Genomic DNA, 13,637 nt, shown 5'->3' with positions numbered 1-13,637 from the left:
CCTGACAGGTGGCGGGGCGGGGGCGGCTGACGCACCGGCCGACCAGGCGGGCACGGCGACCAGCAGGGACAGGGCGGCGCAGAGCGCGACGCGCGTGAAAAGTCGCTTCGTTCTCATGGGTTTCCTCTGATCCAAGGAGGAGGGAGACGACTCGAACGAGAGCGCCCCGCGTGGTGCGGGACGGCGGGGACCAGGGAGCGGACAGGCGGCAAACCTGTCCGGGGGCGCACGAGAACAGCACGGAGCAGTCGACATGGCACCTCTTCGTTGAGGCTGGGCAGGCCGCTTACCGCGTTGCCTGCGACCTAGTCAGATATTTTCACTGATTCGTTCAAGAATTACAGCCGACTACCGGCGGGAAGTCAACGTCGCAGGCCTCGAAGCATCGCTTCCGACCAGCACTTTCGCTACGAGAGCAAGCGAAGCGCGCGTCTCGTCGGAAACTTGCACTGGTTTGCGGTAAATTTCACTCATGACACGTCGTCTTGCCGAAGTCGCCCGCCAGGTCGGGGTCAGCGAAGCCACGGTCAGCCGGGTGCTCAACGGCAAGGCCGGGGTGTCCGCGAGCACCCGGGCCGCCGTGCTCACCGCGCTGGACGTGATGGGCTACGAGCGGCCGACGCAGCTGCGCGGCGAACGGGCCCGGCTCGTCGGGCTGGTGCTGCCGGAGCTGCAGAACCCGATTTTCCCGGCATTGGCCGAGGTTATGGGCAACGCGCTCGCCCAGCAGGGTTTCACGCCGGTGCTGTGCACGCGGACCGCGGGCGGGGTGTCGGAGGCGGAGTACGTCGAGATGCTGCTGCAGCAGCAGGTGTCCGGCGTGGTGTTCGCCGGCGGGATGTACGCGCAGGCCGACGCCGTGCACACGCACTACCACCACCTCGCGGAACGCCGGCTGCCGACGGTGCTGATCAACGCGGCGGTCGACCACCTCGGCCTGCCGCAGGTCTCGTGCGACGACGCGGTGGCCGTCGAGCAGGCGGTCGGGCACCTGAATTCGCTCGGCCACGAGAAGATCGGCCTGGTGCTGGGACCGAACGACCACGTGCCGTCGCGGCGCAAGCTCGAGGCGTTCCGGGAGCACGCCGCGAAACTCGGCCTCCCGGTGCTCGACGAACTGGTGGAGCACGGGATGTTCTCCATCGAAGGCGGCCACGCGGCCGCGGCCCGGCTGTATCCGCGCGGCGCCACGGCGGTGCTGTGCGCGAGCGATCCGCTGGCGCTGGGCGCGATCCGCGCGGCCCGGCGGCAGGGCCTGTCCGTGCCGGGCGACATTTCGGTGGTCGGCTACGACGACTCCGCGCTGATGAACTGCACCGACCCGCCGCTGACGACGACGCGCCAGCCGATCGAGGCGATGGGCCGCGCCGTGGTCGAACTGCTGGTGAAACGCATCAACGGCGGCGAGGTCGCGATCGAGGAGCTGCTGTTCGCGCCGGAACTGGTGGTGCGCGGCTCCACCGCCCGCCGGACCTCGTGAGTGTTTGTGCCGGTTAGAACTGGGATCGCCACTCACCACACCCAACCACCCACCCTGTCCACCTTTTGCGTAATCCAGTCGACTTCTTGCGCATAGACGCCTCTCGCCCTTAGGGTGACCGCCATCACGTGTTGTGCTCCCCCGCGAGATGAGGCTTGAGATGAGCAGACCCTGGTCCCCCGCCGCTCCCCGCCGGATGTTCGCCCTGCTCGCCGCGGCGGGCCTGGTGCTGGGAACAACCGCCTGCGGGAGCGGCGGCGATCCGGGAAGCTCCGCCGGGGGCAAGGTCACGATCACCGTCACCGGCCAGCCGCCGACGAGCCAGCCGTTCGAACGCGGCGTTTTCGACGCCGACGTCAAGGAATTCGAGGCGACGCACCCGAACGTCAAGATCGAACCGCACGAAGGGTTCATGGACCCGAAGACGTTCGGCGCGAAACTGGCGGGCGGGCAGCTCGAAGACGTCTACTACGTCTATTTCACCGATCCCGCCCAGATCATCGCGCGGCACCAAGCCGCCGACATCACCGAAGCGGCCAAGAAGGTCCCGCACGTCAACGACCTCAAACCGGAATTGCTCGACAACTTCCGCGGCGCGGGCGGCAAGCTTTACGGCCTGCCGACCATGAATTACACGATGGGCCTGGTCTACAGCCGCCCGCTGTTCCAGAAAGCCGGGCTCGACCCGGACAACCCGCCGCGGACCTGGGACGAGGTGCGCGCGGCGGCGAAGAAGATTTCCGCGCTGGGCAACGGAATCGTCGGGTACGCCGACTACAGCAAGAACAACCAGGGCGGCTGGCATCTCGCCGGCTGGCTCGCGTCGATGGGCGGCTCCGTCGCGCGCAAGGACGGGAGCAAATGGGTCGCCGATTTCGACAATGAAAAAGGCAAAGCCGCCCTCGGCCTGCTCCACGATCTGCGCTGGACCGACGATTCCATGGGCAGCAAGCAATTGCTGGAGGCCCAGGACGTGCAGCGGATGATGGGCGCGGGCCAGCTCGGCATGTACATGGCCGCCCCGGACAACGTGCCCGTGCTCGTCAAGCAGTTCAACGGCAAATACGAGGACTACGGCATCGCCGGGATGCCCGACGGCAAGGGCACGCTGCTCGGCGGCGAGGGCTACATGATCAACCCGAAGGCGTCGCCGGAGAAGATCAAGGCGGGCCTCGAATGGATCCAGTGGAAATATCTCAACCCGGACCGCTTCGAGAAGCACATCAAGCAGTACGTCGACGGCAAGCAGCCGGTCGGCCTGCCCGCCGAACCGACTCCCGACGTCTGGCAGGGTGCGGTGCGCGACCAGCAGCTGGCGCTGAAAGCCAAGTACGCCAACGTGCCCGCGCGAAACTACCAGTCCTATGTGGACTCCACGGGCAAGATCAAGGGCAGCGTCGAACCGCCGAACGCACAGCAGGTGTACGCGATCCTGGACAGCGTGATGCAGGCGGTGCTCACCGATCGGCACGCGAACATCGACCAGCAGCTCTCGTCCGCCGCGGCGAAGGTCACCAGTGTCCTCGCCCAGGTCAAGTAGCCTCCTCGCCTGGCCCGCGACGTCCTCGTCGCCGGCCAGGCGACCGGTTCCCTCCCCCGCCGGGCGGCGCCGGGCCCGGCTGCGCCGCAAGCTCAAGGAGAACCTCACCGCGTACGGCCTGCTCTGCGCCGCGCTGGTGGTGTTCGCGATGTTCTCCTGGTATCCGATCGTGCGCGGCGTGCTGCTCAGCTTCCAGCAGGTCGACTTCGTCAACCCGCCGACTTGGGTCGGCCTCGACAACTTCGCCCGGCTGTTCGCGGATCCGCTGTTCGGCGTCGCCTGGCGGAACACGTTGCTGTTCACCGGTCTCGCGCTGGTTTTCGGCTTCGCGGTCCCGTTCCTGACCGCGGTGCTGCTCAACGAAATGCGCCACGCCCGCGCGTTCTTCCGCCTCGCGGTGTACCTGCCGGTGATGCTGCCGCCGGTGGTGACCGCGCTGATGTGGAAGTGGTTCTACGACCCGGGTTCCGGCCTGTTCAACTCCGCGCTCGGCGCGGTCGGCCTGTCCGGGCCGCAGTGGCTGGATTCGAGCGGCACCGCGATGCTGTCGCTGGTGTTCGTCTCGACGTGGGCGAACATGGGCAGCACCACGCTGATCTACCTGGCCGCGCTCGGCACGATCCCGGGCGAACTGTACGAGGCCGCGGAACTCGACGGGGCCGGGATGTGGAAACGGCTGCGGCACGTCACGTTCCCGCAGACCCGGTTCGTCCTGCTGATGCTTCTGCTGCTGCAGATCGTCGCGACCATGCAGGTGTTCACCGAACCGTACGTGATGACCGGCGGCGGCCCGGACGATTCCACGGTGACCGTGCTCCTGCTGCTCTACCGGTATGCCTTCGTCTACAACGACTTCGGTTCGGCGAGCGCGATGAGCCTGCTGCTGTTCCTGGCGCTCGGCGTGTTCTCCGCGCTGTACGTCCGGCTCACCAGGAAGGCGGACCAGGCATGAGAACCCTCGTCTCGCCCGGCGCGCTGCGCAGCCGCCGCGGCAAGGTGGTCTACGGCGTGGTTTTCGCCTGCACGCTCCTGGTGTTCGTGCTCGCCTTCCTGTTCCCGCTGTACTGGGCAGTGACCGGGGCGATGAAGACGCCGCAGGAACTGGCGCGCACCCCGGCCACGCTCGTCCCGCACGAATGGCATCCGGAGACCTTCGGCGAGGCCTGGGACCAGCTGAACCTCGGCAAGTACTTCCTCAACACGCTCGTCGTCGCGGGCGGGGCGTGGCTGGCGCAGATGGCCATCGACGTTCCCGCCGCCTTCGCCCTGTCGAAGCTGCGGCCGAAGTTCGGCAACGCCGTCCTCGGGCTCATGCTCGCCACCCTCATGCTGCCCGCCGCCGCGCTGCTGGTGCCGACCTACGTCACCATCAGCGACCTGCCGCTGCTGCACCTGAACCTGATCGACTCCCCCGCCGCGGTCTGGCTGCCCGCCGCCGCGAACGCGTTCAACGTCTATGTGCTGAAACGGTTCTTCGACCGGATCCCGGACGAGCTGATCGAAGCCGCGCGGCTCGACGGCGCCGGGCCGGTGCGCACGCTGTGGCGGATCGTGCTGCCGATCTCCCGGCCGATCCTGGCCGTGGTGTCGATCCTCGCGGTGGTGACCGCGTGGAAGGACTTCATCTGGCCGCTGCTGGTGTTCCCGGACACCGGCAAGCAGACGCTTTCGGTGATGCTGCAACGGGTGGCCATCGACATGCCGCTCAACGTGCTGACCGCCGGGATGGTGCTCGCCAGCCTGCCGATGGTGGCGCTGTTCCTGGTGTTCCAGCGGCAGATCCTCTCCGGGCTCGCCGCGGGCGGGCTCAAGGGCTGAACCGGCTTTGCCCCCGGCTTTCCCGACCACGAGCTTTTCCCCACCACGAGGAGGGTTTTTCCGTGACCGCATCGCGAAGACAAGACAGCTGGTGGCGCACCGCGGCGATCTACCAGATCTACGTCCGCAGTTTCGCCGACGGCAACGGCGACGGCATCGGCGATCTGGCCGGCGTCCGCGCGCGGCTCGACCACCTGGCCGCGCTCGGGATCGACACGCTCTGGTTCACCCCGTGGTACCCGTCGCCGATGGACGACGGCGGCTACGACGTCGCCGATTTCCGGGACGTGGACCCGCTTTTCGGCTCTCTCGCCGAGGCCGAGGCGCTGATCGCCGAGGCGCACGGGCGCGGCCTGCGCGTCATCATCGACATCGTGCCGAACCACTGCTCCGACGAGCACCGCTGGTTCCGCGAAGCACTCGCCGCCGGTCCGGGTTCGGTTGAGCGGCAACGGTTCTGGTTCCGGCCGGGCCGCGGGCCGGACGGCGCCGAACCGCCGAACAACTGGAAGTCCCGCTTCGGCGGATCCGCCTGGACCCGGGTGGCCGACGGCGAGTGGTACCTGCACCTCTACAGCTCGCGCCAGCCGGATTTCAACTGGGACAACCAGGACGTCCGCGCCGAGTTCGAGGACATCCTGCGGTTCTGGTTCGACCGCGGGGCGGACGGCTTCCGCATCGACGTCGCCGACGGGCTGGTGAAGGACGCGCGGCTGCCGGACGTCGAGGCGGGCGACGAGACGCCGTTCTCCGATCAGGAGGGGCTGCACGAGATCTACCGGTCGTGGCGCAAGATCGCCGACAGCTACCCGGGCGAGCGCGTGCTGGTCGGCGAGATGTGGCTGCCGGACCTGACCCGCACCGCGCGGTACCTGCGCCGCGACGAACTGCACTCGGCGTTCAACTTCGATTTCCTGGTCTGCCCGTGGGACGCGGCGCGCTTCCGGGAGGTCATCGAGCGGACGCTGGACGCGCACGACGCCGTCGGCGCGCCGCCCGCCTGGGTCTTGTCAAACCACGACGTCACCCGGCACGTCACGCGGTACGGCCGCGCGGGCGACACCGGGTTCTCCTTCGCGGACCGGCTGCACGGCAGCTCGGTGGACCTGGTGCTGGGCACCCGCCGGGCCCGTGCGGCGGCGCTGCTGACTATGGCGCTGCCCGGCGGAATGTACGTCTACCAGGGCGAAGAGCTGGGGCTGTGGGAGGTCGAAGACATTCCCGCTGAGCTGCGGCAGGACCCGGTGTGGTCGCGCACGAACGGCACCGACCCCGGCCGAGACGGCTGCCGGGTGCCGCTGCCGTGGTCCGGCGAAGAGCCGCCGTTCGGCTTCGGCCCCGGCGGCGCGTGGCTGCCGCAACCCGCGGAATGGCAGGCGTACACGGCAGAAACGCAGGCTGCGGACCCGGCTTCCATGCTCAGTCTCTATCGCGCCGGGCTACGACTGCGCGCGGACTTCACTGGGGAGCTGGACTGGCTGTCGCTCGGCGACGACGTGCTGGCCTTCCGCCGGGAACCGGGGTTCACGTTCGTCCTGAACTTCTCCGGTTCCCCGATCCCGCTGCCGCCGCATTCCGAGGTCCTGCTGGCCAGCGACCCGGTGACCGCCGAACTGCCGACCGACACGGCGGTCTGGCTGCGTTCCTGACCCTCAGGTCCGTGAGGGGAACCCTGACGGACTCTGAGTCCCTCAGGGTTCCCCTCACGGACGACACCGGGGGAAGACGCGCCGCAACCGCGCCGCCTTGAGTTCCTGGTCCGCGTTGCTCCGCTGAGCGGGATCTCCTTGACAGCACTCCAGTGCGCACCGACGATGATTCATCAGATGTATCGGCCACTAGCTTGCCCCGATTCCCCTGATGATCGAGAAATTCTCCGCTAGGCATCGGACCACTGGACTTCACTGTGGAGGTTCCATGACGACCTTTCCTCGTCGGCACGCACTCGGCATGGCACTCGGCGGCGCGGTGCTGCTCGGGACGGCGGGCACCGCGGCGGCCGCGAACGGTCCAGCGCAGCCGGTGGTCGCGGACGGCTCCGGCACCCCTGTCGTGCCGCCGCCTCCGCCGGTGCCCGTCCCGCTGGACGCGTGGTTCGACAACGACGGCATCGACTCCGCGAGCGCGCACGACGGGAACTTCGACGGCTCCGGCTACACCTTCCCGGCGGAGCAAATCCCGGCGGGCAGCACGGTCACCGCGGGCGGCGTGCCCTATCTGCTCGGCTCGGCCGCCGCTGGGGCGAAGAACAACGTCATCGCGCTCGGCCAGCGCATCGACCTGCCGAAGGGCCGCTACTACGGCGCCGCGTTCCTCGTCGCGTGCAGCTACGGCAGCACCGGAGGCGACGCGACCGTCCACTACGCCGACGGCAGCACCAGCACCGCCACCCTGTCCGGTTCCGACTGGTGGGGCTCCGGAGGTGCCGTCGTCTCGACCTTCCGCTACGGCCCGGGCGGTGTCACCGATCAGAACCCGGTGTCGATCAGCACCGCGCAGGTCTGGATCGACCCGGCGCGCGAAGCGGTCGCCTTGACCCTGCCCAAGACCGCCCCGCCCGCCGCGAATGTGCCGAGCCTGCACGTGTTCGCCCTGACGCTGCAGCCGATCGCGCAAGGCCGTTCGGCGACGGTCCTCGACGCCCGGGCGACCGCGAACCTCCTGCAGGACGGCGGCCCGCAGGCCGTCGAGGCGACGATCGTCAACACCGGCACCGTCTGGCTCGAAACGCGCGACCGGATCACCGTCACGCTCGACGTCCCGGGCGGCCGGGTGCGCACGCCCGCGCCGATCCCCCGGCTGGCCCCGGGCGAACAGACCACAGTGCGGCTCGGCCTCGTCCCCGACCGCGGCCTGCCCGCCGGGACCCCCGCGACCGGCCGGATCCGGGTGCTCGCCGACCGGTCGACGATCGCCACCCAGTCGCTGCCGGTGCCGCTCGGCATCCCGGACTTCCGGCCGACCGACGCGTCGCTGTCCACGCACCGCGCACCGTATTGGTTCTGCGACGCCAAATTCGGCATCTTCATCCACTGGGGCGTGTACTCGGTGCCCGCGTGGGCTCCGGTCGGGCAGCAGTACGCCGAGTGGTACTGGAACAACCAGCAAGATCCCAACGGCGCCACCTACGCCTATCACGCGAAGACTTACGGCGAATCGTTCGTATATGACGACTTCATCCCGAAGTTCACCGCCGCGCGGTTCGACCCGCGTTCGTGGGTGCACCTGATCGAGGACGCGGGCGCGCAGTACTACGTGCTGACGTCCAAGCACCACGACGGCTTTGCCTTGTGGGACACCAAAGTCAGCGGCCGCAACGCGAAGAAGCTCGGCCCGCGCCGCGACCTCGTCGCCGATCTGTTCGCCGCCTCGCGCAAGTACACGCCGGGTCTGCGCAACGGCCTGTATTTCTCCCTGCCGGAATGGTTCAACCCGGACAATCCGTGGATGGGCCACCCGCCGCGCAATCCGTACACCGGCGCGCCGGTGCCCTACACCGGCTACACCGCTGGGCGCGATTTCGTGAAGGATCTCCAGGCGCCACAGGTGCTGGAGCTGATCTCTGGCTTCGACCCAGACGTGCTCTGGTTCGACATCGGCGGCGTGAACGACAGCCGCGACGTGCTCACAGAGTATTTCAACCGGGCCAAGAACCGGCGTCGCCCCAAGGACGTCACGTACAACGACCGGGGCGGCATTCCGGACCACGACTTCACCACGCCCGAGTACACGACGTACCCGAACACTGTCGTCGCGAAGTGGGAGTCGAGCCGGGGCCTGGACCCGTTCTCCTACGGCTACAACCGCGCGACGCCGGACGACAAGTACATGACCACCGACGACGTGGTGCACACGCTGGTCGACGTGGTGTCGAAGAACGGCAACTTCCTGCTGGACATCGGCCCCGACTTCGACGGCACCATCCCCGCCGTGATGCAGCAGCGGCTGCGCGAGACCGGGGCTTGGCTGCGCACCAACGGGGAAGCGATCTACGGCACCACTTACTGGTCGCGCATGGCCCAGCTCGGCGACCTGCGGTTCACTGTGCAGCCCGGTTCGGCGTTCTACGTCATGTCGCTCGTCGCGCCCGGCTCGCAGCTCGTGGTCGACGCCCCAGTCCCGATCCGCCGCGGCGACTGCGTATCGATGCTCGGCTACGGCGGTCCGCTGAACTGGACTCAGAGCGACGGCCGTCTGGTGATCGACGTCCCGGCGGCGGCGCGTGCGGCCGGAAAGCACGCGTGGGTGTTCAAAGTGGACTGGCGGTGACGCTTGCCGGGGCGGTCCACGACGGGCCGCCCCGGCAACCGCTCGCTGCACTGGACTCAGCGCGATGGTCGCCTGGTTATCAACATCCTCACAGCCGCTCGTGCGACCGGGCAGCCCGCATAGGCGTTCACAGCGGACTGGCGCTGACGCTGGCCGGGGCGGTCCGCGACGGGCCGCCCCGGCAGCCGCTCTCCACGTCCCTCGCACGGGCAGCCACATCGGCATCCGAACAGAATCCGCGACCGCTGCGCTTCAAACACAACAACCCCAGCAGCCGCCCGCTCCGGTCCACCACCGCCAACCGGCGACGGGACATCTCCAGCCACGTCGCGTACAAATCCGCCTCCGGAGCCACCACCCGGCCGCTCAACCGACCCGCCCGAGACGCCGGAATCCCCTCCGGCAGCCCGGCGAGATCCGGCCGCTCCACGACGCTCAGCAACGTCTCCCCGGCGACGACCAGCGCGGCATGCACATGATCGTCGTCGAAAAGCGCGCGCACCTCGCCGACCGTGGCCGACGCGTCGAGCACCTTCGGCACCCGGAGCATCGCCTCGCCGACCGTCGACGCGCCGCGGAAATCCGGTGACGTCACTGCGGGTTGTTCCACTCCGCGTCGGACCGGTCCTCCGCCGCAGTACGTTCCCGCGCCAGCTCCAGCGCCCGCCGGGCGGTGGCCTCGTCCGGGTATGGGCCGAGCCGGTCCACGCCGCGCGCTTGGCGGCCGTGCTCGACCTCGTTCGTGCGCGTGTTGTAGTACCACTCTTCAGACATCGTCAGCTCCCGAGAGAATCGATCGAGCGAGCCGAATCGACCCGCAGCGCCTGCATCGCGGTCACCAGTTCGGCCAGGTCTCGCGGATCGGTCAGCGACCGGTCGGTGAGTTCCCGGACCCGGCGCAACCGGTACCGCACGGTGTTGGCGTGGCAGTGCAGCACCTGCCCCGCGCGTTCGGACGAACCGCCATGGGCGAAGTACGCGTCCAGCGTCTCCAGCAGCACGTCGCGCTCCTCGGCGGGCAGTTCCAGCACCGCGCCGAAGACCTGCTCTCCCAAGCGGCGGCCCTCGTCCGGGTCGTAGGCGACGAACGCGGCCAGCGGGCTCGGATCGAAAGCGCGGACCTCGCCGCGTTCCGGCGGGATGCCGGACAGCGCGGTCCGCGCCAGGTGGACCGCGCGCGGGGTGTCAGTCAGCGAGCGGAACAGCGGGCTGACGCCGGTGCGGGCCAGCGCCAGTTCGCGCAGCAACGCGAGCATCGCGTCGTACTGCTCCTCGCGCAGCGAAACGACACCGGCCTGCAGCGTCGGCGAGAGATGCCACGCCGACACGATCCCCAGCTGCCCGAGCCGTCGTTCGACGCCGACCAGGCTCTCCTCGGCCAGCCCGCGCGTTTCGGCGGCGACCACGGTCAGCTTCCCGTCCAGCGACAGGCCGAGCAGCCGTCCCGCCTCCCACGGCCCGGAGTCGGATCCGCGCGCGCCGGTCAGCAGCGCCTCGGCCAGGGCGGACCGCCGCCGTTGCTGCGCGACCAGCAGTTCCGCGCTCGCCGACCGGTACGCCTCGGTCACGCGGACCGCGTGCTCGTCGGTGACCTGCCACAACAGGCTCGCGACGTCGATCAGCACGTCGGTGCTTCCGGTCTCGCGGGCGCGGCCCACCAGCAGGTCCCACAGCATCGCGCAGGCGATCCGGTACACCTGCAGCACCTCGGGCAGCGGCGCGCCCTGGTGCGCCCGCCGGCGGCCGGTCTCCTTCGGCGCGCGCTGGTCCGGGGCCTCGCTGCCGCCGAGCGCGTCGACCATGAACCGGAGGTTCACCGCGATCGAGCGGTGCAGGTCGGCGCGCGGGACGATCTTCTCGTCCCGGTACATCCCGATCCGCTCGCAGCTCGCCGCGCAGACGTCGTCGATCAGCCGGGGCAGCCGTGCGTCGGCCCAGGCGACGAGTTCGGTCAGGGCGGCGGTCCGCACAGCGCTTTCCTCCCGGTCGGCCACGTCCGGGATCGTACCCGCGCCCGGCAGCGGCCGCCCGCGCGGATTCCTCCGCTGAAAAACGCGCGACGATTTCCCGCGCATTTTGTGATCCGCCACAGAAATGTTTGTCGCCGCCCACAATAGGCCGGTTCGCATTCCCCTCCCGGATGCCCGGCGCGGGCGGTCGTGCTTGAATCAGAAGGGAAGCACAGTTCCGGGCGAGAGGGTGACGGTGGACGAGCAGCGCGAGGACCAGCCGGAGTTCAAGCCTTACCACCATCCGGCCGCGGGCTGGGGCGCGGCGAAAAGCGTGACGCAGTTCCTCGTCCGGGAACGGGAGCTTGTCGCCGGTCCGCGCGCGATCGTCAAGATGAACCACGAGAACGGCGGGTTCGACTGCCCGGGCTGCGCGTGGCCGGACGACACCAAGGGCCTGCATCTCGACATTTGCGAAAACGGGATCAAGCACGTCACGTGGGAGATGACGCGAAAACGCGTCGGCGCGGAATTCTTCGCCGCGCACACCGTGTCCGAATTGGACGGCTGGAGCGACACCGCGCTGGAGGCGCAGGGCAGGCTCACCGAGCCGCTGCGCTACGACGAGAAGACCGACCGGTACGTGCCGATCTCGTGGGACAAGGCGTTCGAGCTGGTCGGATCCACGCTGCGCGGCCTCGACTCCCCCGACCAGGCGGCGTTCTACACGTCCGGTCGCCTGGGCAACGAGGCGACGTTCCTGTACCAGCTCTGGGCACGCGAGTTCGGCACGAACAACCTGCCGGACTGCTCGAACATGTGCCACGAGGCCAGCGGCCGCGCGCTGCAGGCCGCCATCGGCACCGGCAAGGGCACCGCGGACATCCACGACTGGGAAGCCGCCGACGCGCTGTTCATCATGGGCGTCAACGCGGCGTCGAACGCGCCCCGGATGCTCACCGCGCTCGCCGAAGCGCACCGCCGCGGCGCACAGGTCGTGCACATCAACCCGCTGGTCGAGGCCGGGGCCACGCGCACGATCATCCCGCACGACTTCGTCCGGATGGCGACCTTCCAGGCGACCCCGACGTCCACGCTCAACCTGCAGCCGCGCATCGGCGGCGACCTCGCGCTCATCCGAGGAATGGCAAAAGCCCTGTTTGAGATGGCAGAGACCGATCCTGCGGCGATCAACTCGGACTTCCTCGACACCTACACCACCGGCGTCGAGAAATACCGCGTCGTCTGCGAAACCACGTCCTGGGCGGAGCTGGAGCGGCAGTCCGGCCTGACGGAGTCCGAAATTCGCTCGGCGGCGAAGATCTACCGCGACGCCGAGCGGTCGGTCATCAGCTGGTGCCTCGGCGTGACGCAGCACGAGCACGGCGTCGACACCGTCCGCGAGATCGTGAACCTGTTGCTGCTGCGCGGAAACATCGGCCGCCCCGGGACCGGGCGGTCGCCGGTGCGCGGGCACAGCAACGTGCAGGGCAACCGCACCTGCGGCATCGACCACCGCCCGGCCCCGGAGTTCCTCGACAAGCTCGCCGAGGTCTGCGGCATCGACCCGCCGCGCCACCACGGGCTCGACACGGTCGGCACGATCGAGGCGATGCACCGCGGCGACGTGCGCGTGTTCGTCGGCATGGGCGGCAACTTCGCCCTCGCCGCGCCCGACACCCCCTACACCGTCGCGGCGTTGCGCAAGTGCGAGCTGACCGTGCAGGTCAGCACCAAACTCAACCGCAGCCACCTCGAACACGGCAAACAGGCGCTGATCCTGCCCTGCCTCGGCCGGACCGAAAAGGACTTCCAGACCGCCGGGCTGCAATCGACGTCGGTCGAGGACGCGATGAGCATGGTCCACCTGTCCACCGGCATGAAGAAGCCCGCCTCGCCGCACCTGCTGTCGGAGCCCGCGATCATCGCCGGGATGGCGAGCGCGACGCTGCCGGAGAGCGCGACGCCGTGGGCGGACTACGTCGGCGACTACGACCGGATCCGCGACACGATGGCGCGTGTGCTGGACGGTTTCGAGGACTTCAACACCCGCGTCCGGGCGCCGCTGGGCTTCCGCATCCGCCAGGCCGCGCGGGAACGGGTCTTCCGCACGCCGTCCGAGCGCGCCGAGTTCTCGACCGCGGACCTGCCGGACGTCGTCCCCGCCGCCGGCACGCTCGCGCTGGGCACGATGCGCTCGCACGACCAGTGGAACACGACGATCTATTCGGACGACGACCGTTACCGCGGCATCAAGAACCTCCGCACGCTGGTGTTCCTGAACGCCGACGACATGCGCGACCGCGGCCTGAGCGAGTTCGACGAGGTCGACATCACCGCCACCGCGAAGGACGGCACTACGCGTTCGGTGCAGCGCTACCGGGCGATTCCGTACGACATCCCGCGGGGTTGCGCGGCGGGGTACATGCCGGAGATGAACGTGCTGTGCGCGATCGGCGACTACAGCACGCAGAGCGATCAGCCGTTGATGAAGCACCTCAAGGTCACCGTCGAACGCTCCGCGTAAGGCCTGCGGCCCGGCACGGGGGGGGGCTGGCACTGCCGCCCCCCGCGTGTCGGG

Annotated in this window: 10 protein-coding genes; 7 read left to right on the top strand and 3 right to left on the bottom strand. The window is 69.1% G+C overall.

The window, feature by feature from the left end; translation table 11 throughout:
• The first annotated feature begins 472 nt into the window (after positions 1-472).
• The 6 genes from D0D37_RS36870 to D0D37_RS36845 all read left to right on the top strand — a co-directional run bounded on the left by D0D37_RS36870 (position 473) and on the right by D0D37_RS36845 (position 9,107).
• A complete protein-coding gene (locus D0D37_RS36870) occupies positions 473-1,480 on the top strand; it encodes a LacI family DNA-binding transcriptional regulator (RefSeq protein WP_116205209.1) in 1,008 nt (335 codons plus the stop codon).
• Positions 1,481-1,640: 160 nt separating this feature from the next.
• Entirely contained in the window at positions 1,641-3,020 is a 1,380-nt protein-coding gene (locus D0D37_RS36865) for an ABC transporter substrate-binding protein (protein WP_116205208.1), read from the top strand.
• A complete protein-coding gene (locus D0D37_RS36860) occupies positions 2,998-3,972 on the top strand; it encodes a carbohydrate ABC transporter permease (RefSeq protein ID WP_116205207.1) in 975 nt (324 codons plus the stop codon). The genes D0D37_RS36865 and D0D37_RS36860 overlap by 23 nt, the downstream gene beginning before the upstream one ends.
• Positions 3,969-4,838 (top strand): carbohydrate ABC transporter permease, encoded by an 870-nt coding sequence (locus tag D0D37_RS36855; protein WP_116205206.1) that lies wholly within the window; start codon positions 3,969-3,971, stop codon positions 4,836-4,838. The genes D0D37_RS36860 and D0D37_RS36855 overlap by 4 nt, the downstream gene beginning before the upstream one ends.
• A gap of 62 nt (positions 4,839-4,900) precedes the next feature.
• Positions 4,901-6,487 (top strand): glycoside hydrolase family 13 protein, encoded by a 1,587-nt coding sequence (locus tag D0D37_RS36850; RefSeq protein ID WP_116205205.1) that lies wholly within the window; start codon positions 4,901-4,903, stop codon positions 6,485-6,487.
• Positions 6,488-6,755: 268 nt separating this feature from the next.
• Positions 6,756-9,107: an alpha-L-fucosidase gene (locus D0D37_RS36845; protein WP_116205204.1), complete on the top strand. Its 2,352-nt coding sequence runs from the start codon at positions 6,756-6,758 to the stop codon at positions 9,105-9,107.
• 127 nt (positions 9,108-9,234) lie between these two features.
• Here D0D37_RS36845 and D0D37_RS36840 read toward each other — a convergent pair whose 3' ends face one another.
• Genes D0D37_RS36840 through D0D37_RS36830 form a run of 3 tightly spaced genes read right to left on the bottom strand, consistent with a single transcriptional unit; the run spans position 9,235 to position 11,101 of the window.
• Complete coding sequence (locus tag D0D37_RS36840; RefSeq protein WP_116205203.1) at positions 9,235-9,702, bottom strand: CBS domain-containing protein; 468 nt, start codon at positions 9,700-9,702, stop codon at positions 9,235-9,237.
• On the bottom strand, positions 9,699-9,881 hold the full coding sequence (locus D0D37_RS36835; RefSeq protein WP_116205202.1) for a hypothetical protein: 183 nt from the start codon (positions 9,879-9,881) through the stop codon (positions 9,699-9,701). Before D0D37_RS36835 ends, D0D37_RS36840 begins: the two co-directional genes overlap by 4 nt.
• A 2-nt stretch (positions 9,882-9,883) precedes the next feature.
• Entirely contained in the window at positions 9,884-11,101 is a 1,218-nt protein-coding gene (locus tag D0D37_RS36830) for a PucR family transcriptional regulator (RefSeq protein WP_116205212.1), read from the bottom strand.
• Between the two features lie 211 nt (positions 11,102-11,312).
• Between D0D37_RS36830 and D0D37_RS36825 the strand changes: the two genes are divergently transcribed.
• Positions 11,313-13,583, top strand: a complete 2,271-nt coding sequence (locus tag D0D37_RS36825) for an FdhF/YdeP family oxidoreductase (RefSeq protein WP_167493623.1) — start codon at positions 11,313-11,315, stop codon at positions 13,581-13,583.
• The last annotated feature ends 54 nt before the right edge of the window (positions 13,584-13,637 follow it).

Origin of the sequence: Amycolatopsis circi, from assembly GCF_003385235.1 — a bacterium.
GTDB lineage: Bacteria > Actinomycetota > Actinomycetes > Mycobacteriales > Pseudonocardiaceae > Amycolatopsis > Amycolatopsis circi.
This window is presented reverse-complemented; position numbering and strand designations above follow the sequence as displayed.